The organism is Ramlibacter henchirensis, from assembly GCF_004682015.1.
GTDB classification, from domain to species: Bacteria; Pseudomonadota; Gammaproteobacteria; order Burkholderiales; family Burkholderiaceae_C; genus Ramlibacter; species Ramlibacter henchirensis.
The window spans coordinates 925,363-950,747 of sequence record NZ_SMLM01000002.1 but is presented as its reverse complement, the minus strand read 5'-3'; the positions used below and the strand labels follow the sequence as shown (position 1 = coordinate 950,747).

Below are 25,385 nucleotides of genomic sequence, written 5' to 3'. Positions count from 1 at the left end.
GAAGCCGCGTTGAAAAGGTGAGGGCGCAAACCCGCGCAGGCATAACCTCGACCCCGTGCGCGTTGCGCATCAAGGGCCTTGAGAGGGCTGACGGAGTCCAACTCAGGAATCTGAGGAGCGATATGGAGCGCGCATGCACCTTTTCTTTCTCGCCTGCTGCCACAAAGCGGCGGAGGTAGGGCAGGGGGAGCGCATTCAGCTTCAAGCACTCCCGAGTAGCCGATTGGTGCAGCCGACGTGCGCTCCCCGCTGAGTACGTGCTGCTAGTGAGAAGAGGGTTCACGAGTTGGCTCCGACTGGCAGCTGCTGATGTGCGACTCTAAGCACGCACCAACGATCCCTTGGGGAGAATTGCAGCCCTTCCCGCTGAGGACTCCACTCACGCCGTTTGCCAAGGAACAGGGATCTCCCGCAGCCTCTCAAGGAACATAGCGCCCCGTTTCCGCTCCGCGTCCATCGAGTAGGCAACGAGCCCACCAAGATGGTTGTGGAATCCGAATGCGCTATCAAATGCAGCGCGACTCGCCGCAGCTTCCAAGCCGTACTTCTTCGCTGCATATAGATGTCGATCAACTCGGGCGATGAATTGCCTCGATAACTTGGGCTCAGCACCGTCGACTAGCAATCCAAGTACGGTCCTTCTCGACCCTGGTCCAGCAACGCGACGCTTCCGCTTGTTCTCGGAGAACCCAGTCAAGCCGATTTGGCGACTAACCTCGTACTGGAGCTGAGAGATCGGGGCCGAGAGCCTCACCGTGGAGAATGTGAGATCGTCTGCGTACCTCGTATAGATCATGCCGGCGGCGTCGGCGAAGTCTTGCAGCCGTGCGTCCAAGTCATGTGCGGCGAGGTTTGCGAGCATCGGACTCGTTGGTGCGCCTTGCGGAAGAACGCCCATAACGTCTTTTCTGTAGAACGAGTACCGCTGCGCTGCGGTGCTCGGCCGAAGATAAGCTTGGCTAGCGCCAGGAAGGTGAAGCGTCGTGCATAAACGGGCAAGCTCAAAGGAAAGAAGTGGACGGTACTGCAGGCTGGCGAACACTTCGTAAACAGACCACTCGCTGATCGAGTAGAAGAAGTCTTTGAGGTCGAAGTGAAGCAGCCAACTAGCGCCGCAGTGCATCTGCGCACACTTGCGGATTCCGCCAGTGCTGTGGAAAGCGAAGGATGCAGGGTGCGGCGCGATCCCTTGTAGCACCTCCTGGTTCAGAAATCTTTGAACGATTAGCAGCTGGGTACCGACCTCGTGGATGAAGCGACGTCCACCAGAACGTTTGGAGATTGCGAATAACTTGTAGTTCGCAGCCTCGCGTTTGCGCTCGACTGTCTGCCGTAAGAAGCTATACGACACCCCGACTATCTCTGCCAGATGGCCGAGCGTAGTAATTACGGGAAGGTTCCTGCGCTGCAGCTTTGCTACGTATGCGGCTAAGCGGCCCGCCCTAGCAACACCGATCTTCGTTGCGGCTGCCGAGAAGAGGTGGTGTGCCGACCAAGTTTCCACTTACTTCTTCCTTTGACCTCGGGTCCGACATCGTCGTGGCGAATACGAGTCGCCGAAGGTCATTTTGGCACGACGATATTGGGCGGCGAAGCCGCCTTTGCGTCAGATCTTCCCAGAGAAGCCTACCCGGCTTCCCCATTCCCAAACGACAAGCGCTCAGGAATTCTGCCCACGCCTTTACGGCGCGAGCGGCTAAGCGGATTCAAGGGGCACACCACGACTGCGGAATGTACATTGTGTAGTCGAACTCCGCAATGGCCGCCTCGGACCGCAGCAAAGCATCGCGTCCCGCTGGCAGCAACCTATGGGTTGGTGTGATGAGGCCAGCTTCGACTGAAATGGTTAGCAACCCTTTGGCGTACCTCTGATCGCAATCAAAGCGACGCGCGATGGACGCGGGGCTTCTAACACCGCGCTTGACGAGAGCTAAGAGCTTCTTGATCTCACTATCTAATTGGCTGCCTTCAGCCGCCTGATTGAAACCTCCGATGACCGCCGATGTGTCCAGGAGGTCGAGCACCCAGCTCGGCAAAGCACGATTTCCGAACAGAGGCTGGAATCCGGGGGCGTCGCTCCAGAATATTCCCGGGATGTTGTCTGGGACGCTGTGAAAGAACACTAAGTTCGCCATAACATTTCCAACGCCGCGAACTACGAAGGCACTTAATCGAGCCTCAGCGTCGCAGAAATCCAGTACGTGCTGGTACTGTTTTCCCCACCGGGACTCTAGCCACTCTGAATGGAACACCCTTCTGCTGTAGAAGGATACCTTGGTGCTTTTTCGGTACTTTCTGCTGTAGTGATCAGACCCGGGCAGTTTTGTGATGATTCGTTGTTCGCCAGACGTGATCCGGGAGTAAGCGACGACGTGGAATCTAATCCAGCCGAAGCTCCACCAACTTAGTATCGTTCTATTCTGAAGGAACGCGACTAGATAGTTCAGAACGCGCTCTCCGCTGCCTATGGAGTCGTCAATAAGGACGATGTCATGGATCTTGCTCAGCTTGAGTTCGTCTATCGTCGCATGATCGAAGGCTTGCTGCGGATCACGTCGACAGAAATTCGCAACTAGCGAATAGACAAAATCTTCACTGCCTTGTGACGTCCCTGGCCGGGATGAAAGTGCGCCTTGTGGTGTCCACAGACCCGCGTCCAGCTTCCGAACCGCGTAAAGCGCCAATTTCTTGCCTTGCTGAATTTGTTGCAAGGCTCCGTTGAGCCAACCAGAGTAGTCGTCCCGACTCACGAACTCAAGCGAGGCGACCATAGATTTCGCTAGCGCTCTGTCTGACGCGGGAAACTGGGCGCACCATGTAGCAATCTCCTCGCTCACCGCAATGCGCGCCGGGTCCAATTTCCTCATCGTGACTCCTCCACGAACTACACACATTCGCCAACGGCAGCCCAGTATGTACGTGCTCTGCAGCGGCGATCCAGATCTCAGTAGCCCCATTGTGGGCGCATATCGGCTGGAGCTTCTCCGCCCGCGACTGCAGGCGACGCAGCTTCGAGCGAAACCCCTAGCTTCGGATAACGCCCACTTATCCGAAGCTAGCCGGCGCCGCTGCTACGTGTGGGCGTGGACCGGCGGATTGCGAGTCCGCCGGCTGACGACTGCCTTCGGCCAGGAGGATGCTAGCGGGGCTCGTGCTTCTCCGGGCCTAGGTCGGGCCTCGGCCGGCGGATGATGATTTCCTTGTGAATCGCACTCGCTCACGTTGCATTCGCGACGATGCCTCACGCCACTAGAGTTCTAAATGCGGTTCCAGCGTCGGCATGTGTTGAAGCGTCTCGCTGGAGCAACCGCGTTCGGTAAGTCGTCCCGCGGAAAGCTCAGTCCAGCTTGATCGCCATTGGCTTGACAATGCTTTCCCAGAACGCCACTTGCTCTCGGCCGAACGCAGTCACCTCCGGGCCGGTCTTGAGGAACACCTGAGCGCCGATAGTTTCGAACTTTGACTTGGCTTCCGGCGATTCAAGGGATACCTGCGCGGCATGCGCTAGTCGCGTCACCGCGGCCTCGGGTGTGCCTGCCGGAACGGCAAGAGCAAACCAAAGGGAGATGGGGACATTCTTGACCTCGAGTTCATCGAGGGTGGGTACGGCAGGCATTTGGGACAGTCGCTTCTCTGTGGCGACTGCGAGGATCTTGATCCGCCCAGACTCGGCAAAGGATTTCGCGGAGCCGAAGTCGACTAGCGCGGCGCCGATTGTTCCAGTCGACAGGTCCGTCAGAATGTTGCCCATTCCGCGATAGGGCACGTGCTGCATCTTCGTGCCGGTTCGCGTCTGCAGCAGTTCCATTCCCACGTGCAGAGGCGATCCGACGCCGGGGGATCCGTAGCTGATCTTTCCTGGGTTCGCCTTCGAGGACTGGATGAAATCCTGGAAGTTCTTGCTTGGGCTGTTGCCAGGCACCGCCAGTACGAGCGGAAGGCGCACGAGCGTGGCGACGAGTTTCAGGTCTTTTGGTCCGGCAAATGGCAGCTTGCTGAAAACCAGATGCGCGGTCGTGAAGAGTGAGTTATCAATCGTCGAGACGGTATAGCCATCCGGGGCGGACTGGACGACGTAACCGGTCCCGATGGTACCTGCGGCGCCCGCGCGGTTGTCCACAACAATCGGCTGGTTCAGCGCAGTGGCCATTCCCGCGGACACGATCCGCGTCACAGCATCCATCCCGCCGCCCGCCGGCACCGGGACCACCCACTTGATCGGCTTGTCGGGGTAGGTCGCGGTCTGCGCCCATGTGTCTGCTGTAGCCATCGCAAGGATAGCCGAGCACACAGCCATCAACATGGTCTTCGTCACGGCACGGCGACCGGACTGGGTCTTCGAATGGTTCAAGGCTGTCTCCTGGAGTAGTGGATCGAATGGCACTCGCGGTTGATCCTAGATTCGCCTACTGCCGTCACGATGGTCATTCACCAACTGGCCATTCGCAAAAGGAGAAGCGCGCAGGGCTGATTCGTGGAACGCCACGCGCAGGGGGGGCACTTCGCGCTTTGAGAACGGGAGGCTGCGCAATGGGAAGTCTCGTCCTCGCGACGAGACCTAGACTCACAGGAATGGAGAGACACCAATGAGCTACCTCGAACTTCCTGGCCGCATTCTTTTTCTTTGCAATGACGGCGAAAAGGTGCGCACCCAGTTGTCCGGGAAGAATTTGAGGCTCAGCGATGCCGGGGAACTGCGCAATGACATCTCGACGGACGAGATCACCCCGGGCCCATCTTTGATCCACGTCGATGAGCAGTTGGGCCGGCACGTCTACACAGGCTTTAGCACCGGCGACGACCGACCCATCAATAAGGATGCCACGCTCGCGGGAAAGTTTTCGGTGACCGTCGGTGGTCGACGGTATGGGAAAGGCTCGTCGCGTGAGCATAGTCCAGTGGCCGAGCGATATGCGGGGATACGCCTGGTGATTGCCGAGAGCTTCGAGCGGATCTACCGCCAGAACGCTGACAACGTCGGCCTCTACACCTCAACGGATTTTGGTCTGATTGAGCGCATCCAGCGTGGCGAGTCCATCGAGATCGAGGAACTTCTCGCTCCCCGGGACAAGCTGGCCGCCTCAATCTTGCGCATGGGCGGGCTGCTCCTTTATGGGCGCGAACACTTGAAATCCGTGCGATACGGTCAGCTGTCGAAGGACGATCACCGACCTTTGACGCTTACGCAAAAGATACTGGCGCGGCATGCTGTCGAGACCACTCACACCAGTGGCGAGCTGATTCCAGGACAAGGCGCGTTCGTCCGCGCGGACTGGCGTTACATCATCGAGGTCTATACCGGGATGGCAGCTCACATGATGCATACCACCTTTGGTCGGCCGTTGAAGCTCGTTGACGTCCCCTCCATCTTGGGGTTCGCCGAGCACGCTTCTTATATCAATTGGCATCCCAAATACGTTCATCCAGGTAAGCCGCCGGTGCTCATGAGGGTCATGCACGAAGCCCACGAAGAGTTCATGAAGGAGTACGGCATCCGTTCACACGGCTACCTGCCCGGCGCCGGCGGGTCCGAGGGCATCTGCCACCCCCTGATGGCAGAGCGATATGCGCTACCCGGCCAAGTATTGGTAGGAACTGACTCCCACACTCCTCATTCTGGAGCGCTCGGCTGTTTGGCCTTCGGGGTGGGCACAACTGACATGGCCAGCGCCATGCTGACGGGCGCTGTGCGTATCACAGTGCCCGAAACGCTGCGCATTGAGTTCAATGGCGAGGTGCCGGCAGGAATCACCGGCAAGGATCTCGCCTTGAACCTGCTTGCGCATCCCAAGATTCGCGGAGGGCTCGGGCTCGGAAAGGTCTTCGAGTTCTCCGGTACGAGCATGCGCTATTTGTCGATCGACGAGCGAACGACCTTGACAAACATGGTGGCAGAACTCGGCGGGTTCACTGGGATCGTCGAGCCGGACGAGAAGACCTGCGAGTTCCTGCGTGAAAGGCGCGGCATCGACTACACGCTCGAGCCCTGGATGAAGAGTGACCCGGGCGCGAGCTATTCGGACACGATCGTTGTCGAGACGGCGCTTCTGTCCCCGATGGTCGCTGCGCCAGGCGATCCCGGAAACGGCATCCCGCTGTCCAGCCTCCCCCAGCGGCCGAAAATTCATATTGCCTTTGCGGGATCGTGTACAGGCGGGAAGCGGGAAGACTTCGATGCCTATCATGCCGTCTTGTCTTGGGCGGCGGACCGTGGCATCAAGGTGGCGGAGGGCGTCGAATTTTTCCTTCAATTCGGCACGATGGCGGTGCGCGACTACTGCGAGGCCCAAGGCTATTTGGAGACCTTTCAGCGCGTCGGTGCAACGGTCCTTCTGCCCGACTGCGGCGCCTGCGCCAACACCGGCCCGGGAGCGTCGCTGAGGCCCGATCAGGTGACGGTGAGCGCGCAGAATCGCAATTTCCCCGGTCGCTCTGGTCCGGGTCAGATCTGGCTCGCCAGTCCGCCTACGGTTGCGGCGAGCGCGATCGGCGGCGAGTTGTTGTCGTTTGCCGAACTCATGTCGCGTTTCGATGAGCACGCCGTTGCCCCCGACACGGCAGGCCTTCCACTGGCGAGATGAACAGATGGGTATCACCGTAGCAGACCTCGCATTTGTCGGCAGCGATTTGGAACGTCCCGAGAGCGTCTTGGTCACGTCAAGCGATGTATTTGCGGCCGATCACGTTTGTGGGGTCGTCCGCGTTGATGGAGAGCGAACTCCGCTTCGCGATGTTCCAGAAGGATTTCTGCCGAACGGAATCGCGTTGACTCAAGCCGGGGAGTTCCTGATTGCCAACCTAGGTGACGAGGGGGGCGTCTGGCGAATCGATGCAGACCATCGGCTGCACCCATTTCTCCTCGAGGTGAACGGGCGCCAACTCAGAAACTGCAATTTCGTCGGGTACGACGACGTTGGCAGATTATGGGTGTCGGTGTGCACGCAGCAGCGCCCCCGTATGAAGGCATTCAACCGACACGTCGCAGATGGCTACATCGTGCTTGTAGATGAGCATGGTGCGCGGATCGTGGCCGAGGGCTTGGGCTTTGCCAATGAGTGTCGGGTAGACCCGACCGGGAACTGGCTCTATGTGAACGAGAGCACGTCGCGTGTGCTCTCACGTTTCCCGATCGAAAACGTCGATGGTCGAGCGCGCCTCGGTTTGAAGGAGCAGGTGTATACCTTCACCGATGGCGACTTCCCCGATGGTCTGAACTTCGACGTCGAGGGAGGGGTATGGGTAGCGTGCGTCGTCTCCAATCGCGTCGTCCGCATTGACTTGGCCGGCCGCCGCGAAGTCATTCTGGACGACGCCGATCCTCTGCTGGTCGCCGAAGCAGAGCAGAAGTGGACCATCGATGGGCTTGACGATGCCGTTGCACGCGCTGGCTTGACCAGGACGCTGCACAACGTCTCGTGCGTTGCCTTTGGTGGCGACGACATGAAGACCGTCTATCTTGGAAGCCTCGCAGGCAAGAGGCTCGCAACGTTTCGTGCAGAGATCGCGGGGGCGCGTCCCGCGCATTGGCAGTTCAGGAGTTTCTCGTTTCGGTGAGAAAAGTGGTCAACGCCGTCAGCGCGACGGAGTGCGGGCCCGCCGCTAGTGTGAGGATGCACAGATCTCGCTCTGCCCACTTGTCCACGATGGGGACAGAGCGGACCCGTTCCGCGTCTTCATAGGGCCAGACCATCCCCGAGGGCTGTATTGATACGCCGAGGCCGGCGCGAACGAGACTGCGAGCGGCTTCGCCGGAAGCGACTCGATACTTGGGCTGGTATTTCATGTTCAGCTGTGCCGCGGCGTGTTCCAACTGCCGCGTCGTCCCGCTCTTGGCGCCGCCGCCTATGAGATCGGTTCCGAGCAGTTCCAGAAAGGTCAGTTTCTCCGCATTGGCGAGAGGATGCAGCACGCTGACCACCGCCACGAGGCGGTCCGTCCGATAGGGCTGGATGGAGAGCTTGGGCGAAGGGGCGAGTGGCGGCGCACAGATCCCAACGTCGGCGATGCCTGAGGACACAGCGTGTTCGACCTCAGTTGAATTGCCTTCGTCGATGTCCAGCGTCACTGACGGAAAGTTGCGACTGAAAGTACCAAGGTCTTCGGCCAGGTATTCCACGAGCGCGGACGCGTTGGCCCAGAGTCGGACGTGTCCCTGAACACCCTCGACGAAGTCACCAAGTTCATGGTGGAGGTCATCGACGGCGGCCAGGATGCGCTTCACGTGAGAATCCACTATCGCGCCTGCCGCTGTCAGGCGGGTGCCTTTCGGGTCGCGGTACATCAGCCTGAAGCCGAGCGTGTCCTCCAACTGCTGGATCCGCTTCGTGACGGCCGAAGGAGCGATCGATTCGCGGACGGCAGCCCGTCCGATATTTCGCTCCTCGGTAATCGAAGCGAACAAGCGCAACGTCATGAGATCCAGTTTGCGGATCCAGGTTCGCACGTTCGTGGGAACGATTCGCGACCGATCAACCCGCGACGTACCTGGCGGTAGCAGCGATGGCATCATCGACCTTGATACTGGATTCGTTCAGCCCAGGCGGCAAGACAATGACTCCGTCCTCGTCCGCAACAACACGCGCACCAGGGGTGAATGTGACTCCGCCAAAGTGGACCGGGACATCCAGTTCGCCTCGGCTGCCAATGTGCGCGCGGCGCGGAACCGTGCCGAGCGCCTTGACGCCCACATCCATCCCGTCGATCTCGACCCGATCCCGGATTGGCCCGTTGACGATTACGCCGGCCCAGCCGTTACGCGCTGCCAAGCCGGCCATGATGTCTCCGAACAGCGCGCGCCATCCCGCTTCCGCACCATCGATGACGAGCACCTGATCGTGTCCCGGCTGGTTGATCAATTCGCGCAGGACATTCAGGCCCAGCGAGTAGCGCGCCGTGCGGATGGTGCCTGCGAACGCGCGTTTCCTGCCGAATCCCATGAAGGGCAGCTCACACGCTTGCGCTTCGTCGCAGGCGTCGCATAGATCCGTTGTCTTGTATTCCATCGGCAGATGGTAGGCGGGACGCGGACATTCCCGGTATGCCAAGCCGCGATAGCCCCCCGTGCGCATCAGCACTACGCGCGAGCGCCGGGTCTCCATACAGTGCGGAGATCAAGGCCCAATGCATGACAACGATCCAATTCAACCCGCGTGTGCTCTTCCTGAGTGATGATCCGGACGCAGTCGAGCGGCAACTCCAAGGGGAGGACATGCCTCTGGTGGACGTGGGCGCGCTTCGCGACAACATTTCGACGGACGAAATCACGCCCGCCACCTTGGGGATGATCTGGGACGAGCGCCTGGGCCGGTACCCCTATTTGGGTTTCGTTTCCGGGGGCCGCCAGCCGATCGGTGCGGACGCCGTGAAGAACGGCGGATTCTCTGTCACCGTCGCCGGAAAGCGGTACGGCAAGGGATCCTCCCGGGAACACAGCCCGATGGCCGAGCGCAGCGCCGGAATCCGGCTGGTGATTGCCGAAAGCTTCGAGCGGATCTACCGCCAGAACGCGGACAACCTGGGCTTGTTCACGTCGACCGATTTCAGCCTGATCGAGCGCATCCAGAACGGCGAACCGATAGCCATCGAGGAGCTCGTTTCCTCTCGCGACGCACAGGCGGCAGCCATCCTGCGGCACGGCGGGCTGCTGCAGTACGGGCGCGCGCGGATGACGCAGATCCGCACGTCGCCGCCGGAGGCTATTGGCGGACCCAGAACGCTTGCCGAGAAGATCCTGGCCAGGCACTTGCTGGTCACCGGCGACAGTCAACCTGGGCTCGAACAGGGCCAGGGCGCTTTCGTGCGCGCGGATTGGCGCTTCCTGATCGAGTACTACACGGCCATGTGCGCGCATTCGCTGCACACGGCGTTCGGCCGGCCGCTTCGGCTGCACGACCCGCACAGCGTGCGCCTGTTCGAGGATCACACCTCCTACATCCATCGCAGTGTCGCTCACACCCGTGCCGGTCTGATTCCGGGAATTCAAAACCTGGTTCGCGAGCACCGAAAGTTCGTCGAGGACTATGGCCTGAAAGCCCACGGCCTGTTGGCGGACGGCGTCGGGAGTGAAGGCATTTCACACCCGATGATGTCCGAGCGCTATGCGTTGCCCGGGCAGGTCGTCGTCGGTACCGACTCGCACACGCCCCATAGCGGAGCTCTGGGCAGCCTCGCCTTTGGCGTCGGCAGCACCGAGATGGCCAACGCTCTGGTCACGGGAGCCGTACGGATCACGGTTCCCGCGTCACTGCGTATCGAACTATTCGGACAGCTCCCGGTCGGCGTCGGCGCCAAGGACATTGTCCTGTCGTTGCTGTCCGATCCCGGGATTCGGGCAGGTTCCGGGGTCGGCAAGGTGTTCGAGTTCACCGGGTCCACCATCTCCCAGCTTTCGACGGACGAGCGCGCCACACTGACCAACATGACGGCGGAGCTTGGCGGTTTCACTGGCATCGTTGCCCCCGACCGAGAAACCGTTCGCTTCCTCCGCGAACGCCGCGGCATCGACTTTCAGCTGGAAGACTGGATGCGAAGCGATCCGGGTGCGACGTACGCAGACACCATCCGGATCGACTGCTCGACGCTCTCGCCGATGGTGGCCCGTCCGGGCGATCCCGGAAACGGCGTGCCGGTGACGCAGCTCGAGGACCGTCCCAAGGTCGACATCGCTTACGGCGGCTCGTGCACGGGCGGCAAGCGCGAGGACTTCGACGCCTACTACCAGGTGCTGTCCTGGGCCGTAGAACGCGGCCTGCGCGTGCACCCGGACGTGAAGTTGTACCTCCAGTTCGGCACTGTGGACGTCCGCGACTACTGCATCGAGAGGGGCTACCTTGCGGTCTTCGAGCGCGCGGGGGCGGAAATGTTGCAGCCCTCCTGCGGCGCCTGCGCCAACGGTGGGCCGGGCACGTCGGAGCGTGCCGACGAAGTGACCGTCAGCGCCATCAACCGCAACTTCCCCGGGCGCTGCGGCCCAGGAAAGGTTTGGCTCGCGAGCCCCGCCACTGTCGTGGCCAGTGCGATAGCGGGCGAACTCGCAGCCTTTGGCGAGCTCACGACGCGTGTGGAGGCAGGCGCACTGCAGGCAGCCTGACACTTCTTGCGTCCGCCTAGATAGAGCCATGCTGATCCTCAGCACCCAGGAGCGCGAAGCGATTAATGCCGATCCATGGTTCGCGTCGCTTTCGGCGTCACTTCGCCACGACATCCTGAGGCGCGCGAACGTTCGTTACTACGCTGACGGCGATTTCATCTATTTTCGTGGCGCTCCCGCTGAAGATTGGAATGCCGTGGCGAACGGAGCGGTTCGGATCGGATCGAGCTCACCCGAGGGAAGGCAAGCGACGCTTCGTTACGTCGAACCCGGTGTCTGGTTCGGTGAGGTCGAGATGTTCGATCTGAAAGGCCGACCTTACGATGCGTCGGCACACGGCCCAACGACGCTGCTGTCGGTGCGGCGCGAGGACCTCCACGCGATCCTGGCAGACCACACCGAGCTTTACGCCGCGCTCCTGCGCCTCAACTCGCAACGTACGCGCCAGCTCTACCGACTGGTGGAGGATCAGGCGACCAAGCCGTTGCGAGCTCGTTTGGCCAAGCAGCTATCCCAGCTCGCGCATTGTTACGGGAAGCCGGCGGAGGAAGGTGGCGGCGAAATTCGAATCGCCCTGCGTCTCCGGCAGGAGGAACTGGCCCACCTGATCGGCTGCTCCCGGCAGAGGGTCAATGAGGAGCTGAAGCTGATGGAGCGCGGCGAAACCATTCGTATCGAGTCCTGCGGCGTCATCGTACGCAATGGCCGAGCGCTACGGCAGATGTACGAACCTGCTGGCTGACAACATCCCCTAGGCCGCGGTGGCTGACAATGCTTTCAGCCGAGCTATAGCTATGCCCCGCATTGATCCACTCAGTCTTCAGCTGTTCCTCGCTGCCGCGCGGGAAGGCTCCATCAAGCGCGCCGCGGTGGCCGAACACATCGCTCAATCTGCGCTCAGCCGACGGATCGCGGATCTGGAACACGCTCTCGGCGTACAGCTTCTAAGCCGCTCACCTCTTGGCGTCACCCTGACGGAGGCTGGACATCGGGCCTACGCGCTCGGCGACAAGCTCAACGCAGACATCCAAGCGTTTGCGCGAGAGGTGCAATCCCTGAGCGGCGAAGTCGCGGGTACTGTCCGCCTGTTTGCGAACCTGTCCTCCGTGGTGGGGTACCTACCTGAGCGACTGCATGCATTTCGAGCGAAGCATCCGAATGTTGAAATCGCACTGCAGGAGCGCAATTCCGCGGAGTGCATCCGAGCGTGCCTGGATGACCGCGCCGACGTCGCCGTTTGCATGGCGTCCAGCGCTCCGCTTCCTGCCATCGAATCCTGGCACTTCGCCGACGACCCGCTCATCGTCGTCCTGCCTCCGAACCACCCTCTGGCCAAGCAACGGGCCCTTCGCTTCTCGGAAGTGGTGAAGTATCCGATCGTTCGCATCCAGACCGGCGGTGCCGGTGACAACTTCATGCAGGAGCAGGCGGAGAAACTCAGGGTCCCCTATACCCCCGTGGTCGGTGTTAGCAGCTACGAAGCCGCCTGTCGCATGGTCGAGGTCGGATTGGGCATCGCGATCATGACGGGAAGCGCTCTAAGTGCCCTTGCGGGAACCAAGCGATTCGTCCGCCGGCCCCTCGACGAGCCCTGGAAAGACAGGGAATTGCGAGTCTTCGCACTGAAGAAATCGAGCCGGCTCCGGGCGGTCGACGCCATGATCGAATCCTTGCGCAGCTGAACACTCCGGGTATCGCGTTCGGACATATCCCGTCTGACGCAAGAGCACTTCAGGGTGGAGAGGCTGCGCACCTAAAGTCTCCGGCATTCAAGCTAGTACACCGGAGACATCAATGCGCGCCCTTAGCTTTCTCGGCCGGCGGGCCGTCCTTGCCATTTCCTTCCTCGGCCTTGCCGGTGCTATTTCGCCGGTGAGCGCGCAGACCGCCGATGGCAAGCCGCTACGCCTTATCGTGCCGAATCAGGCAGGCTCGGGGGTTGATGTAGTGGCGCGAGCGATGACCAACAGCATGGCCGCTGCCTACGGGCGGCCAATCATTGTCGAGAACCTGCCGGGATCTGGAGGCATGGTCGGAACGCAACAGATCGTGCGCGCGCCCAAGGACGGTTCGGTCCTCGGCATGGTGTCTTCCAACCATGTCATCAACCCCTTCATCTACAAGCAGGTGCCCTTCGACGCTATCAAGGACATCACGCCGATCTCCGTGATCGCGTCCTCCGCCGTGGTGTTGGTGGTGAACCCAGACACAGTGAAGGCGAAGACGACCCGCGATTTCGTCGCCGAGCTGAAGGCCAATCCAAAAGGTTTTTCCTACGGATCGGCGGGCAACGGGACTGTGCTGCATCTGGCTGCGGAATACTTCACAAGCGAGGCCGGTGTGAACATCCTGCATGTGCCGTACAAGGGCGCCGCAGCCATGACCACGGACATCATCGGCGGCCAAGTGAACTTCGGCATGCTGCCGTTGGCGGTGGCGGCGCCTCACATCAAGTCCGGCAAGCTGCGCGCCATCGCCGTCACCACCGCGAAGAGGAATGCGGCGCACCCCGACGTGCCGACACTGGCCGAGACTGGCCTCCCTGGCTTCGAGTTCGACGCCTGGATCGCGGTCATCGGGCCGGCCGGCATGCCGGCACCCCTGGTAGCCGACGCGTTCCGGAGGATCAAGGAAACCATGGCCCACAAGGAGGTCCAGGACAGCTTCCAGGCCCAGGGCCTCACGCTCACGGCGACCACGCCCGAGCAGACGCGGCCCTTCTTCGAAAGCGAGCTGGAAAAGCACAAGAAGCTGGTGAAGCGCTCCGGTGCCGTTGCCGACTGATATCAATCCCACCAGAACGAAGTTTCGCGGAGCCAAACGCATGAGTACCCCTGTTTCACTCAACGACAAGTACGAACTCGAGAAAGGTCGTGTCTTCATGACGGGGACGCAGGCGCTCGTTCGTTTGCTCTTAGCGCAGAAGGCAAGGGACGAGGCTGCCGGGCTTAACACCGGCGGCTTTGTGTCTGGCTACCGCGGCTCTCCGCTGGGATACGTTGACCAGGAGCTCTGGAAAGCCGATAAGTACCTGGCGAAGCACAACATAAAGTTCAATCCGGGCCTGAACGAAGAACTTGCTGCCACCTCGGTCTGGGGTGCGCAGATGGCAGGGATGGACACCAAGGCCACGGTCGACGGTGTGTTTTCCATGTGGTACGGGAAGGGGCCGGGCGTGGATCGCAGCGGCGACGTTTTCAAGCACGGCAACATCGCGGGTACCTCGAAGTTTGGCGGCGTGCTGGCTATTGCAGGTGACGACCACACCTGCAAGTCATCAACCCTGCCGCACCAGAGTGAACAGGCATTCATCGCCGCTGCGATGCCGGTACTCAATCCCTCCGGTGTCCGCGAGTTCCTTGAATTCGGCTTGCATGGTTGGGCGATGTCCCGCTACTCGGGCTGCTGGATCGGGTTCAAGGCGATCAGCGAAACCATCGAGACCACGTCGTCGTTCGACATCGATCCCATGGCGATCGACATCAAGGTGCCGGTCGACCACCCGCTCCCTGAGGGCGGCTTGTCGATTCGATGGCCGGATCCACTGATGGAGCAGGAAGAGCGGTTGCTCCGCGACAAGCTCCATGCCGTCCTGGCGTATGCCCGGCTGAACGGATTGAACCGCCAGGACTGGACCGTTCCCAATGCGAAGTTGGGGATCGTCGCGACCGGCAAGAGCTACCTGGACACGCGCGAAGCGCTCTCGCTGCTTGGCATCGACGAAGCGGGTGCGAAGTCCCTCGGTGTGCGCCTGCTCAAAATAGGCATGACCTGGCCGCTCGAACCCGACTGCGTAGCGGAGTTTGCGCAAGGCCTGGACGAGATCCTGGTCGTGGAAGAGAAGCGCGGCGTCATCGAGCCGCAGATCAAGGAACAGCTGTACAACGCGCCCGCGGACGCGCGCCCGCGCGTGGTGGGCAAGTCTGAAGGGGAGGGCGAATGGGTCCACTCGCCGAATGGCTTCCTGCTTCCCCCGAATGGCGAGCTCTCGCCCACGCTCATCGCCAAGGTCATTGCCCAACGCCTGCTGCAGGTTCTGGGTGCGGGTGCACTGCCACAGTCCGCCACCGCTGTCTTGGCCGACGCCGGCTGCGCCGCCGCCCTGGACCCGACGCTGCCGCAGCGGCTGCCCTTCTTCTGCTCGGGTTGTCCGCACAACACGTCCACGAAGGTGCCAGAGGGTTCTCGCGCAGGGGCCGGTATCGGTTGTCATGGCATGGCGATATGGATGGACCGAAGCACCGCCAACATCACGCAGATGGGCGGCGAAGGGGCAGCCTGGATCGGGCACGCGCCGTTCACCTCGGAAGGCCACATCTTCCAGAACCTTGGGGACGGCACATACAGCCATTCGGGCTCGCTGGCTTTGCGCGCGGCCGTCGTCGCCAACGTGAACATCACCTACAAGATCCTGGCGAACGACGCAGTCGCCATGACGGGCGGTCAACCGGTCGAGGGATCATTGAGCGCAATCCAGATCGTCCAGCAGGTCACGGCCGAGGGGGTCAAGCATGTGCATCTGGTGTCCGATGATCCTGATGCATGGAAGGCCATGGGCGGCCTGCCGGAAGGTACGGTAGTCAGCCATCGCGACCAACTGGATGCCGTGCAGCGGCGCCTGCGCGACACGCCCGGCGTTTCCGTGATCGTCTATGCGCAGACCTGCGCGGCCGAGAAGCGCCGCCGCCGCAAGAAGAAGGAGATGGTGGACCCGCCGAAGCGCGTCGTGATCAATGAGGAAGTCTGTGAAGGCTGCGGCGACTGCGGTGTGCAATCGAATTGCGTGTCCATCGTGCCCCTCGAAACGCCGCTCGGCCGCAAGCGGACGATCGACCAGAGTTCCTGCAACAAGGACTATTCCTGCGTCAAGGGCTTCTGTCCGAGCTTCGTCACGGTTGAAGGCGGTGGACTGCGTAAAGCATTCAAGAGCAAGGCGACACCGCCCTCGGGCCTCCCGCAACCGGAAATTCCAGGATTGGAGCAACCGTACAACGTCTTGATCACCGGTGTCGGCGGCACCGGCGTGGTCACCATCGGTGCGCTCCTGGGGATGGCGGCGCACATCGAAGGAAAGGGCGTCATCGTCATGGACATGGCCGGCCTGGCGCAAAAAGGGGGCGCGGTGATGTCGCACGTGCGCCTTGCAGCGCGTCCGGAAGCTCTCTACGGGGCCCGTGTCGGTCAGAAGCAGGCAGACTTGCTGCTGGCTTGTGACCTCATGGTCGCTGCCGGCAAGGAGGCGATGGCAGCCTCGAGCGCCGACCGCACAGCGGCGGTGGTGAACACGGATGTGGCGCCGACAGGTAGCTTCCTGAACAATCTCGATTGGCAGGCGCGTCCCCAGGAACTGCTTGAGCAGCTGAAATCCGGCGTGAAGTACACCGCAACTGTCGATGCCTCCAGGCTCGCCACCAAATTGATGGGCGACGCGGTGGCCACCAACGTATTCATGCTTGGGTTCGCGTGGCAGTCCGGTAGGGTGCCGCTGTCGGACGGGGCGCTGCTGCGCGCCATCGAACTCAATGGTGCGGCGGTGGAAATGAACAAGGCGGCGTTCGCTTGGGGACGGCAGGCGGCGGTTGACGTGAACAAGGTGCGCGCCGCCGCTGGCTTGGACAAACCGCAGGTCATGCTGATGCCGCAGCCAACGCTTGCCCTTGATGCGTTGCTCGCCGATCGTCGGAAACGGCTTACCGACTATCAGGGCGACAGTTACGCGCAGCGCTTCGAGGCGACCGTGCGCGAGCTAGCGGCTCTCGAGAAGACCCGTTTTGGGTCGGAGCGCGTGGCGCGCGAAATCGTAGTGAGCCTCTACAAGTTGATGGCCTACAAAGACGAGTACGAAGTGGCTCGTCTCTACACCGAAAGCGGCTTCTTTGACCGCATCGGACGCGAGTTCGAAGGCGACTACAAGCTGCACTTCCACCTCGCGCCGCCCTTGTTGGCCAAGCGGGATGCGAAGGGTCGCTTGCTGAAGAAAGCGTACGGACCCTGGGTCGCCACTGCGTTCCGTTGGCTGGCGAAGGGCAAGCGTCTGCGTGGCACGCCACTTGACATCTTTGGGTACACCGAAGAGCGCCGCACAGAGCGTGCACTGATCGCGCTCTATGTTGCACAGATTCGCCAAGCGCTCACGAGCGCGCGGCCGGATCAGGTGGCCACTGTCCTCGAACTCGCCAGGTTGCCGCAGACAATGCGCGGCTACGGGCACGTCAAAGAGGCGAACATCAAAGCCGCGCAGATTCGCGAGGCCTACCTCCTGGATGAACTGAGCAAGCCCGGCGTCAGCGACGTCGATCCGGCGCAAACCCCTGAAGTGGCACTGACATGAAAACCCAAGACGTTTACGTTGTGGCGGCGGCGCGGACGGCCATCGGCACCTTTGGCGGATCACTCAAAGACGTCCCGCTCACGGAACTGGCGACGGCGGTTGTCAAGGCAGCGCTGGATCGGAGCGGGGTTGATCCTGCAAGGGTCGGCCACGTCGTCATGGGAAATGTGATTCCCACCGAGCCAAAGGACGCCTACTTGGCACGTGTAGCCGCGATGGATTCCGGCGTTCCCGAGCTGACTCCCGCGTTCAACGTGAACCGCCTCTGCGGGTCGGGTTTGCAGGCCATCATCTCGGCGGCGCACACCCTCATGCTGGGCGAAGCAACCCTTGCCGTGGGCGGCGGCGCGGAATCCATGAGCCGGAGCCCGTACGTGATGGCCGGTGCGAGGTGGGGCGGCCGGATGGGGGACATGCAGACCACCGACTACATGCTGGGCGTCCTGCACGATCCCTTCCACCGGATCCACATGGGCATCACCGCCGAAAACGTCGCGGAACGGGCGGCGGTGACGCGCCAGATGCAGGACGAGCTGGCTGTGGAAAGCCAAGCCCGCGCGGCCAGGGCCATTGCAGAGGGAAGGTTCAAGTCGCAAATCGTTCCGATCGCGCTTGAGAGTCGAACGGGCACCGTCGTTTTCGATGCCGATGAGCATGTGCGCGCCGGCACGACCATGGAACAACTTGCGAAGATGAAGCCGGCGTTCAAGGAGAACGGCACGGTGACTGCCGGAAATGCCTCGGGACTCAATGACGGCGCTTCCGCGGTGGTGCTCGCCACGGAGGAGGGTATTGAGGAAGGCGGCTTGAAGCCGCTGGCCCGGCTCGTGAGCTACGCCCACGCGGGCGTGGATCCCAGGTTCATGGGAATAGGTCCCGTCCCCGCGACTCACCTAGCCCTTCGACGCGCGGGGTTGACCGTGGATGACCTGGACGTGATCGAGTCGAACGAGGCATTTGCCGCCCAGGCTTGTGCCGTGAGCAAGGCCCTGGAATTTGACGTCGCGAAAGTGAACCCCAACGGGTCCGGCATCTCGCTTGGCCATCCAGTCGGCGCGACGGGCGCGATCATCACAACCAAAGTGATTCATGAGCTCCATCGTATTGGAGGGCGGTACGCATTGGCCACCATGTGCATTGGTGGAGGTCAGGGTATTGCGGCAATTTTTGAGCGGGTTTGAGCGCTCGGTTGCCCGTGATCACTCTGTACCACTGCGTGAGCGCGCGCTCCTTTTGTCCGCTCTGGATGCTGGAAGAACTGGGCTTCGCCTGCAGCGGAGGGAAGGCTACAGCCGTGCCCTGCAATCGCGAAACGTTGCCGCATCAGCTCAAGGTGTTTCCACCGTTCCGGCGCCGGAAAGCTCACCGTAGCGGTCCGGCTACCCATCAGCGTTACGGGATTAGAGTTCACCCGTTCTCCCAGCTCCGGCACTGCCTCATTCACTGCATGTAGTACGTCCGCAATCAGCGCGCGGCAGCGGCCGCGACCTCCCTCACGTCACGCCACACGAAGTGGGACGTGCGTTTCGCGATCAGCCAGTTGCCGCCACGGCGAACGTATTGGTCGTATAGGTCACGCCGCTGCTGAAAGGGCGCGAGCACATTGGGCAGAGGTTCGGCGAGTACCTCGCAAACTTCAACACCGTCTACCACCACAACGGTCAGCAGACTGTGGACATTCGCGGGGATCATGCCACCGGCGTCTCCTGTTGCTTGGTCGTGCCGCACCAGCTCCCGCGAGACGCGAAAGGGCGCCTTGACGCCACCCGAACGATCTCTTGGGCGAACTGGCTGCTTGATGCGTAGCGCGCCAGCATCTTCCGCACCAGTCTCGTGTGGTTGATGGCTTGAAAAAGCACATGAGCCAAAGATCGATCGCCCCGCGGTGCCGACTTAGGTCGTGCCGCGGCCCAGACAGCGAGAGCCGCTAACCTGCGACGTACCTGGCGGTGGCCGCGATCGGCGCGGACGAGGCAGCGCAATGACACAGGCCCAGCACATGTACAGGAACCTGATTGGCGGTGCCTGGAGAGAAGGCGCTCGCACCAGTTAGAACATCAACCCGTCTGATACGCACGACGTGGTGGGCGAGTTCGCCGAGGCTGATGCCGCACAGGCTCGCGACGCCATCGTCGCTGCGAAGCAGGCGCAACCGGCATGGGGCCTGGCTACGCCCCAACAACGCTTCGACATCCCCTGGACGCCGCGGGCAGCGAGATCCTCGCGCGCCAGAAGGAACTGGGGGACCTGCTGGCACGGGAAGAGGGCAAGATCCTGTCGGAAGCGGTGGGCGAGATTGCACGTGCTGGCAACACGTGCAGCGCTTCGACGACGCGCAGGTCGGGTCTTCAGAGACGCTGCGCTGATGACCGGCCGCCGGCTGCTCCAGGCAGTCCGCAAAGCCACCGGCGACCACGTCCACATCGACTCGCAGGTCATGCAGGTCTGGGTCCTCAGCGACTCGCGCTGGCAGCAGATCGCTTTCCAGACGACGCCGACCGTGATGTCGGTGCGGCCGAAGGACTGAGACGTCGGGTCATGGGTTTACGAGCCTCCCGCAGGGCATTCAGGCTGCCCGACGAGTCTCAGCCCTCATGCAGGCAAGAGACCGTGGCCTGCAGGGGAGGCGCGGGCGTGCAGGACACTTCGGCTGCCCCCGCCGGAGGTCATCAAGGCCGCACGGGAGCCTATCGCCCGGTGAAGCGTGGAGGGCGTCCTTGGGCATGCGCAGCTGTGGCTTCGTCAACGTCCTTGCTGTATTCAACGGCTGTCCGCATCTCGTCCGAGAGCTGCCGTGCCGCGTGGAAGCCCGTGTTGAGCCGCGCATGCACGATCCGTTTGGCCCCCCGAATGGCCAGCGGCCCGTTTGCAACGATCCGCCTTGCAAGCAGCGTTGCTTCCGCCAGTAGCTCGGCGGAGGGGTGGACGGCTTGGACGAGTCCCATTGACTTCATCTCCTCGGCTCCCAAGGTGGGCGTCGCGCACATGATGTGCAGGGCATTCGCGCGACCCACAATGGCTGGGAGGCGCACCGGAGCCCCCCCGCCGGGGAAACCGCCCCACTCCGCTTCGGGCAAGCTGAACTTTGCGTGCGCGGCCGCTAGGCGGATGTCGCAGGCGAGGGAGAGTTCTGCTGCGCCGGCGCGTGCTTCGCCATTCAGGGCAGCGATCACGATCTGCGGCAGGGCTTCCAAGTGATCGAACAGCCGATTGCCCCATCTCAACATTCCGACGATGGATTCCTTTGGCAGTTCAGCCCGGATGGCGGGGCTGAGAACGCCCGAAGAGAAGAACTCGGTGCCAGCCCCGGTGATGATGACGACATGGGACTCATCGTCGCGTTCCAGCTCCGCAACGATTCGAGCCAGGTGTTCAAGCGTTGCAGGCAGCAACCGGTTCGTGGGAGCCCCGTTCAGCGTAAGCGTGACGATCCCATGTTCGCGGGTCACTTCGATGGTCGTGTCCATGGTGACGGCGCCGCTCATTCCAAAACGATGTTCTGCGCCTTGACCAGCGCGTTCCATCGCTCCTCTTCCTGTGCGAAGAATATTCCGGCCTCGGGGGAGGTCAGCGGTGGGGGAATCTGGACGCCGCCCAGACCCTTCATCCTGGACTGAAACGACTCCGTTGCAGTAGCGGCGTTGGCAGCACTGTTCAGGCGCTCGAGCACAGCGGGGGGCGTGCCTTTCGTCGTCACCAGGGCGTAGGTCACCATCGCCTCGAAGCCCTTCAATCCGGAAGCCTCGAACGTCGGGATACTTGGGTGCGCAGGGTCGGCTCTCAGCGTCGGGAGGGCGATTGCCTTCAGCTTCCCGGCTTTGACGTACTCCATTGCGCTCATCGGGGCGAAGGTGTAACCGAGGCGGTTTTCCATCATGTCCGTCATTGCTGGCTGCACCGACCGATACGGCACGTGGACGGCCTTGGCTCCGCCGATCGCCGCGTGAAACTTCTCAGCGAAGAGATGCATCGCGCTTCCAACCCCGGTCGTACCGTAGGAGTACTTGCCAGGATTGGCCTTCAACAAGTCGATGAACTCCCTCAGGTTGTTGGCAGGAATGCCCGGGGCAACCGCCAGGACGCCAACAATCGTCGAAACCCGAGCGATCGGCGCGAAGTCGGCAATCCCCTTGTAAGGAAGGTTCGCCTGGGCCGAAGGCGCGGTCACTGACGGAAGCACGTAAAGCATGACCGTGTGCCCGGTGGCCGGCGCACGGGCCACCGAACTCGCCGCGACGATTTGGCTGCCTCCGACGCGGTTTTCGACAAGGACCGGCTGCTTCAGGTTGAGTGACATCTCGGCGGCAAGCGCTCTAGCTGTCAAATCCACTGGCGACCCGGCAGCGAACGCGACCACGATCGTAACGGGGCGGTCCGGGAATGCTTGTGCCTGCGCGCCCAGGTGAGGAAATACCGCGCAGGCCAAGGCGAGGGCACGGATGAAGCGGGTTTTGAACATCGGGATCCTTATTTCGGTAAACGGGATGGCATCCCGATTGACAGATATTGACACGACGCCAATGGCGCTGTCAAGCTCGTTAATAGGGTTGGGGCGTCGGCTTGAGTCGATACCCCGATCGCCCCCGCAGGTTGGTGGCCGGGCGGGGGCGATTCGCCTACTCTGCCGACAAACCTTTGAAGCGCGAACCGCCTCCGCGCCCATTTCGTAGGACAAGACCAGCGTTGACAGCGGCTCGTCGGGCCAATATCATTCCCAATCAGTGGAAATGCGGCCCGTTAAACGGGATAAAGGACGCCGGCAACAATCACGCCGCAGCTCAACAGCCGCAGCCGCCCCATCAGGTGAGCAAACGCATGAGCAGGACTGCCCCAGGTCACCCGTGGCGGCATTTCGGCTTTCGACATGGCGCACGCGCCGTGACTATTTTTGAAGGGCCGGAACGCATGCGGCAATATTCCCTCTTCACGCTCAACGTCCCCGTGGAACTCTTCCTGGAAGACGACGCATGAGCACTATTCGCTACTCCGTCAGCGGGCTTCGCGAGGGGCCCGCCCTGTTGCTGCTCCATGCCCTGGGCGCGAACCGCCACATGTGGGACGAGTGCGCGACCTTGTGGTCGCAGCAGTTTGCGGTGGTCGCCTGCGACCTGCGCGGGGCAGGCGAGTCGCCACCGCCAGACCGACCCTGGACGCCCGAGGATCATGCGAACGACGTCGAGGCAGTCCGAGCCGAGCTTGGCCTGGGTCAGATCATCCCCATCGGGTGCGCTATTGGCGCCGTGGTGGCCACTTGGTACGCACATCGCCATCCGCGGCATGTGCGAGCGCTCGTGCTCTCGGAGCCCACCTTGAGCATCGACGAATCCGCGCGTGCGGTGATCGACGGGCGAGCCGAGGCCGTCACTCGGCACGGCATGCAGGCGCTCGTTCCTGCGGCCATAGACACGGCATTCGCCAACATGCCGAAGGACGAACGCTACGTCGCGTACACGCGCATGTTCCTCGCGCACGATCCCCTGGGCTACGCCAGGATCGCCCAGGGCATGGTGGGGGTGGACCTGCGCACGGCACTGCGCGAACTGGCGGTGCCCACCCTGGTCGCGGTGGGTCGTCATGATCTCCTTTTCACGCCGGACCTGGCGCGCCAGGTGCACGCGCATCTGGAACGCGCACCGCACGCCGCTTTCCACCAACTCGACCACGCTGCCCATTTTCCACCGTTCCAGGAAGCGCAGGCATTCAGTCACCTGGTGCTTGACTTCCTGGCGCGCGGGCCCGGCGGCGGCGCGCGGCCTTCGTAGCTGCAAGGCGGCGACGCGTTGCAAAAGGCATATCACCCTTGAAGGATCCAATTCATGGCAAACTTTTTTTTCGGCATCACGCTCCTCGACCTGGCTCGGTTCCGGGTGGCCGGATGACGCCAGCCGAAGCGACCGCGCCGGTGTGGCGTTGGGGCGCGCCCGCTGCGCCCGCGTTCGTGATGCTGCACTCGCTCGGCCTCGACGGCGGCTCCTTCCGCTGGCTGGCCGAAGCCCTGCTGTCTCGCGCAAACGTGCAGGTCATCGCACCTGATCTTCGGGGCCACGGCAGTGCGCGTTCACAACCTGGCGAGATCACGTTGCCGGGCATGGCGGCGGACGTGGTCAATCTGCTGCAGTCGCTGCAGATTGACCGTGCGCACCTGCTCGGCACATCCATGGGCGCGTCGGTGGCGCGCCTGGCGGCCGCACGCGACCCAGCGCGATGGCGCAGCGTAACCCTCGTTGCCGGGGGGCCGTCCGCAGTCCCGGCGCTGGCTGAGCGTGGCGAGCCGGCGCTGCAGGGAGGGATGGCGGCAGTGGTCGATGCGACGCTCCAGCGATGGTTCTCAGCTGCGTCGATCGCTGCGGACGACACCTTCGTGCGCTACGCGCGCGCCTGCCTGCTGCGCATGGAGCCGGCCGCGTGGGCGGCGGCTTGGCGCGCGCTTGCGACCTACCCCGCACCGGGCCCGCTCCCTGGGGAAGTGCCCGGTCTTTGTGTGGCGGGCGAGCTGGATGTGTCGGCGACGCCGCAAGTCGTGGAGGCCTTGAGAGCCGATGCTGCCGTGCCGGAACCCGTGGCACTCGTAGCCGGCGCTCCCCACCAGCTCACGATGTCGGATGCTTCGGATGTGGCCGACCTGCTACTGTCGCACTGGCGTCCCTAAGAGCTTGAAGATGGCTCGCCGCCATTCGCGACCGGGATGCAGCGCGAACCGGTGCACGCCGCACTGCAGTCACGCCTCCGACAGGTGCCCCGGCAGGCAATGCCCGCACTTCCATGGTTCAGCGATTTCGACTTTGCCGCCTTGATCAACCGGGGAGGTCCTGGATCGCGCTGTGTTTGAAGAATCCCTCTATCGGGATACTATACCGATCAACGGGAGCATGTTCATCGGCTGGCTCCGGGCCGCGTCAACTCGCTTCACACGGCCAGTGTAGTTTCAAGACCATGCGGAGGAAGCGGCAGCAACATGAGCAGTGAAGTCACATCCACAGGCACGGTCGATCGTGTTGCCCTGTTGCTGAAGGTGCTGGCGGAGTCCAATGGCGACAGCTCGGTGGCGGAGGTGGCTCAACGAATGAGGCTGCCCACTTCGACAACCCACCGCCTGTTGGTGTTGCTTGTGAATACCGGTCTGGCGGACCGCGGTTCGCGCGCCGGCACCTACCGGGCCGGGCTGGAATTCCTCCGCCTGGGGGGGCTCATCGTGTCCCGCACCGAGGTGACTACAGTCGCTGAAGGGTTCATGCAGCGGGTCGCGGATGGCACCGGTGAGACCAGCGTGCTGAACCTGTACGTGCCGGCAGAGCAGAAGGCGATGATCGTGAAGGCGATTTACGGACACCATCCGCTGCGCATCGAACAGGAGCTCTACAAGATGAGTTCACTGGCGTATGGAGCCCTGGGCCGCTCCATGCTGGCCTTCCTTCCAGCCGAGGTGGTCGACGAGGTGCTCGCGAAGCAGGAGGTGTCGCCGATCACGGGGCGGCCGATGCAGGACAACCGCACCATTCGGCGCGAGCTTGCCCTCATCCGCGAGCGCGGATACGCGGTTTCGAAGGGGCAGCGCGCACTCGGCGCCGTCGGTATGGGAACGCCAATCTTCAGGTCGCAGGGAGCGGTGGTTGGCTCGCTGTGCATCACCATGCCGGAGTCGCGCTTTGTCGAAAGCAGGGAATCGAAGATGGCCCACGTCCTCATGGAGCAGGCCAGGAAGCTGAGCGCGACCCTGGGCCATGTGCCGTCCGGAGGCTGAGCGCGCCTTACAACCCGCTCGGTCAAGCAGCGGCGGATAGGGCAGCGCGGCACCTGCGGCCGGCGTTGTCAACTGAGCACCGTTACGAGCTGAAAAGAGCGCTCGAGTCTCTGCGCGGGGGGAAGCCTGCGTCTTCTCCGCTCCCGAACACAGCCTGAATTTGCGCCCCGCCCGCTATCGCCGTTGGCGGCTGTGCGACTTCAGGCCCCGTACTTCAGCTTGTT

General features: G+C 62.4%; 21 protein-coding genes and 2 pseudogenes. 15 read left to right on the top strand and 8 right to left on the bottom strand.

What is annotated here, in order from left to right:
• Window positions 1–379 precede the first annotated feature (379 nt).
• The 3 genes from EZ313_RS17295 to EZ313_RS17285 all read right to left on the bottom strand — a co-directional run bounded on the left by EZ313_RS17295 (window position 380) and on the right by EZ313_RS17285 (window position 4,351).
• Entirely contained in the window at window positions 380–1,504 is a 1,125-nt protein-coding gene (locus EZ313_RS17295) for a reverse transcriptase family protein (protein WP_135264503.1), read from the bottom strand.
• 202 nt (window positions 1,505–1,706) lie between these two features.
• Window positions 1,707–2,867 carry a phosphoribosyltransferase-like protein gene (locus EZ313_RS17290; protein ID WP_135264502.1) on the bottom strand — a complete coding sequence of 387 codons (1,161 nt, stop codon included), beginning with the start codon at window positions 2,865–2,867 and terminating at the stop codon, window positions 1,707–1,709.
• A gap of 470 nt (window positions 2,868–3,337) precedes the next feature.
• Entirely contained in the window at window positions 3,338–4,351 is a 1,014-nt protein-coding gene (locus EZ313_RS17285; protein ID WP_135264501.1) for a Bug family tripartite tricarboxylate transporter substrate binding protein, read from the bottom strand.
• A 235-nt stretch (window positions 4,352–4,586) separates the two neighbouring features.
• Between EZ313_RS17285 and EZ313_RS17280 the strand changes: the two genes are divergently transcribed.
• Together EZ313_RS17280 and EZ313_RS17275 are read left to right on the top strand one after the other, a co-directional pair.
• A complete protein-coding gene (locus tag EZ313_RS17280; protein WP_135264500.1) occupies window positions 4,587–6,581 on the top strand; it encodes an aconitase family protein in 1,995 nt (664 codons plus the stop codon).
• 4 nt (window positions 6,582–6,585) lie between these two features.
• On the top strand, window positions 6,586–7,554 hold the full coding sequence (locus tag EZ313_RS17275) for an SMP-30/gluconolactonase/LRE family protein (RefSeq protein ID WP_167772637.1): 969 nt from the start codon (window positions 6,586–6,588) through the stop codon (window positions 7,552–7,554).
• Here the strand turns inward: EZ313_RS17275 and EZ313_RS17270 are convergent.
• Complete coding sequence (locus EZ313_RS17270) at window positions 7,532–8,443, bottom strand: LysR family transcriptional regulator (protein ID WP_167772636.1); 912 nt, start codon at window positions 8,441–8,443, stop codon at window positions 7,532–7,534. The genes EZ313_RS17275 and EZ313_RS17270 overlap by 23 nt on opposite strands.
• Before the next feature lie 25 nt (window positions 8,444–8,468).
• Window positions 8,469–9,002, bottom strand: a complete 534-nt coding sequence (rraA, locus tag EZ313_RS17265) for a ribonuclease E activity regulator RraA (protein WP_135264497.1) — start codon at window positions 9,000–9,002, stop codon at window positions 8,469–8,471.
• A gap of 122 nt (window positions 9,003–9,124) precedes the next feature.
• On the opposite strand from rraA, the gene EZ313_RS17260 reads away from it, so the two are divergent.
• From EZ313_RS17260 to EZ313_RS23790, 7 genes and pseudogenes are all read left to right on the top strand, one after another.
• Complete coding sequence (locus EZ313_RS17260) at window positions 9,125–11,089, top strand: aconitase family protein (RefSeq protein WP_135264496.1); 1,965 nt, start codon at window positions 9,125–9,127, stop codon at window positions 11,087–11,089.
• Between the two features lie 28 nt (window positions 11,090–11,117).
• Window positions 11,118–11,831 carry a Crp/Fnr family transcriptional regulator gene (locus tag EZ313_RS17255; protein WP_135264495.1) on the top strand — a complete coding sequence of 238 codons (714 nt, stop codon included), beginning with the start codon at window positions 11,118–11,120 and terminating at the stop codon, window positions 11,829–11,831.
• Window positions 11,832–11,883: 52 nt separating this feature from the next.
• On the top strand, window positions 11,884–12,771 hold the full coding sequence (locus EZ313_RS17250) for a LysR family transcriptional regulator (RefSeq protein WP_135264494.1): 888 nt from the start codon (window positions 11,884–11,886) through the stop codon (window positions 12,769–12,771).
• A 112-nt stretch (window positions 12,772–12,883) separates the two neighbouring features.
• Entirely contained in the window at window positions 12,884–13,873 is a 990-nt protein-coding gene (locus EZ313_RS17245; protein WP_135264493.1) for a Bug family tripartite tricarboxylate transporter substrate binding protein, read from the top strand.
• 40 nt (window positions 13,874–13,913) lie between these two features.
• Window positions 13,914–17,420: an indolepyruvate ferredoxin oxidoreductase family protein gene (locus EZ313_RS17240; protein WP_135264492.1), complete on the top strand. Its 3,507-nt coding sequence runs from the start codon at window positions 13,914–13,916 to the stop codon at window positions 17,418–17,420.
• Window positions 17,417–18,601 (top strand): acetyl-CoA C-acyltransferase family protein, encoded by a 1,185-nt coding sequence (locus tag EZ313_RS17235; RefSeq protein WP_135264491.1) that lies wholly within the window; start codon window positions 17,417–17,419, stop codon window positions 18,599–18,601. Before EZ313_RS17240 ends, EZ313_RS17235 begins: the two co-directional genes overlap by 4 nt.
• Before the next feature lie 14 nt (window positions 18,602–18,615).
• Window positions 18,616–18,684 (top strand): annotated as a pseudogene (locus EZ313_RS23790) (glutathione S-transferase); the annotation flags it as partial.
• A 200-nt stretch (window positions 18,685–18,884) separates the two neighbouring features.
• Here EZ313_RS23790 and EZ313_RS17225 read toward each other — a convergent pair.
• A complete protein-coding gene (locus tag EZ313_RS17225; RefSeq protein WP_135264490.1) occupies window positions 18,885–19,112 on the bottom strand; it encodes a hypothetical protein in 228 nt (75 codons plus the stop codon).
• Window positions 19,113–19,476: 364 nt separating this feature from the next.
• Between EZ313_RS17225 and EZ313_RS17215 the strand changes: the two are divergent.
• A pseudogene (locus tag EZ313_RS17215) lies at window positions 19,477–19,730 on the top strand (aldehyde dehydrogenase family protein); the annotation flags it as partial.
• A gap of 55 nt (window positions 19,731–19,785) precedes the next feature.
• Window positions 19,786–19,947 carry a hypothetical protein gene (locus tag EZ313_RS23330; protein ID WP_167772635.1) on the top strand — a complete coding sequence of 54 codons (162 nt, stop codon included), beginning with the start codon at window positions 19,786–19,788 and terminating at the stop codon, window positions 19,945–19,947.
• 160 nt (window positions 19,948–20,107) lie between these two features.
• Here the strand turns inward: EZ313_RS23330 and EZ313_RS17210 are convergent, their stop codons facing one another.
• Together EZ313_RS17210 and EZ313_RS17205 are read right to left on the bottom strand one after the other, a co-directional pair.
• Window positions 20,108–20,887 (bottom strand): enoyl-CoA hydratase/isomerase family protein, encoded by a 780-nt coding sequence (locus EZ313_RS17210; RefSeq protein ID WP_167772634.1) that lies wholly within the window; start codon window positions 20,885–20,887, stop codon window positions 20,108–20,110.
• Window positions 20,888–20,901: 14 nt separating this feature from the next.
• Entirely contained in the window at window positions 20,902–21,879 is a 978-nt protein-coding gene (locus tag EZ313_RS17205) for a Bug family tripartite tricarboxylate transporter substrate binding protein (RefSeq protein ID WP_167772633.1), read from the bottom strand.
• A 224-nt stretch (window positions 21,880–22,103) separates the two neighbouring features.
• Here EZ313_RS17205 and EZ313_RS17200 point away from each other — a divergent pair, with 224 nt between their 5' ends.
• The 4 genes from EZ313_RS17200 (at window position 22,104) to EZ313_RS17185 (ending at window position 25,161) form a co-directional block, all read left to right on the top strand.
• Window positions 22,104–22,391: a hypothetical protein gene (locus EZ313_RS17200; RefSeq protein WP_135264487.1), complete on the top strand. Its 288-nt coding sequence runs from the start codon at window positions 22,104–22,106 to the stop codon at window positions 22,389–22,391.
• Entirely contained in the window at window positions 22,388–23,182 is a 795-nt protein-coding gene (locus EZ313_RS17195; protein WP_135264486.1) for an alpha/beta fold hydrolase, read from the top strand. Before EZ313_RS17200 ends, EZ313_RS17195 begins: the two co-directional genes overlap by 4 nt.
• Before the next feature lie 113 nt (window positions 23,183–23,295).
• On the top strand, window positions 23,296–24,069 hold the full coding sequence (locus EZ313_RS17190; RefSeq protein ID WP_135264485.1) for an alpha/beta fold hydrolase: 774 nt from the start codon (window positions 23,296–23,298) through the stop codon (window positions 24,067–24,069).
• A gap of 306 nt (window positions 24,070–24,375) precedes the next feature.
• Window positions 24,376–25,161, top strand: a complete 786-nt coding sequence (locus tag EZ313_RS17185; RefSeq protein WP_135264484.1) for an IclR family transcriptional regulator — start codon at window positions 24,376–24,378, stop codon at window positions 25,159–25,161.
• Window positions 25,162–25,385: the final 224 nt, after the last annotated feature.

Coding starts and splice junctions, on each gene's coding strand:
- EZ313_RS17205 (WP_167772633.1), bottom strand. CDS start 21,879: ATGTTCAAAACCCGCTTCATCCGTGCCCTCGCCTTGGCCTGCGCGGTA.
- EZ313_RS17195 (WP_135264486.1), top strand. CDS start 22,388: ATGAGCACTATTCGCTACTCCGTCAGCGGGCTTCGCGAGGGGCCCGCC.
- EZ313_RS17255 (WP_135264495.1), top strand. CDS start 11,118: ATGCTGATCCTCAGCACCCAGGAGCGCGAAGCGATTAATGCCGATCCA.
- EZ313_RS17260 (WP_135264496.1), top strand. CDS start 9,125: ATGACAACGATCCAATTCAACCCGCGTGTGCTCTTCCTGAGTGATGAT.
- EZ313_RS17235 (WP_135264491.1), top strand. CDS start 17,417: ATGAAAACCCAAGACGTTTACGTTGTGGCGGCGGCGCGGACGGCCATC.
- EZ313_RS17240 (WP_135264492.1), top strand. CDS start 13,914: ATGAGTACCCCTGTTTCACTCAACGACAAGTACGAACTCGAGAAAGGT.
- EZ313_RS17280 (WP_135264500.1), top strand. CDS start 4,587: ATGAGCTACCTCGAACTTCCTGGCCGCATTCTTTTTCTTTGCAATGAC.
- EZ313_RS17210 (WP_167772634.1), bottom strand. CDS start 20,887: ATGGACACGACCATCGAAGTGACCCGCGAACATGGGATCGTCACGCTT.
- EZ313_RS17290 (WP_135264502.1), bottom strand. CDS start 2,867: ATGAGGAAATTGGACCCGGCGCGCATTGCGGTGAGCGAGGAGATTGCT.
- EZ313_RS17275 (WP_167772637.1), top strand. CDS start 6,586: ATGGGTATCACCGTAGCAGACCTCGCATTTGTCGGCAGCGATTTGGAA.
- EZ313_RS17190 (WP_135264485.1), top strand. CDS start 23,296: ATGACGCCAGCCGAAGCGACCGCGCCGGTGTGGCGTTGGGGCGCGCCC.
- EZ313_RS23330 (WP_167772635.1), top strand. CDS start 19,786: ATGACCGGCCGCCGGCTGCTCCAGGCAGTCCGCAAAGCCACCGGCGAC.
- EZ313_RS17185 (WP_135264484.1), top strand. CDS start 24,376: ATGAGCAGTGAAGTCACATCCACAGGCACGGTCGATCGTGTTGCCCTG.
- EZ313_RS17225 (WP_135264490.1), bottom strand. CDS start 19,112: ATGATCCCCGCGAATGTCCACAGTCTGCTGACCGTTGTGGTGGTAGAC.
- EZ313_RS17245 (WP_135264493.1), top strand. CDS start 12,884: ATGCGCGCCCTTAGCTTTCTCGGCCGGCGGGCCGTCCTTGCCATTTCC.
- EZ313_RS17250 (WP_135264494.1), top strand. CDS start 11,884: ATGCCCCGCATTGATCCACTCAGTCTTCAGCTGTTCCTCGCTGCCGCG.
- rraA (WP_135264497.1), bottom strand. CDS start 9,002: ATGGAATACAAGACAACGGATCTATGCGACGCCTGCGACGAAGCGCAA.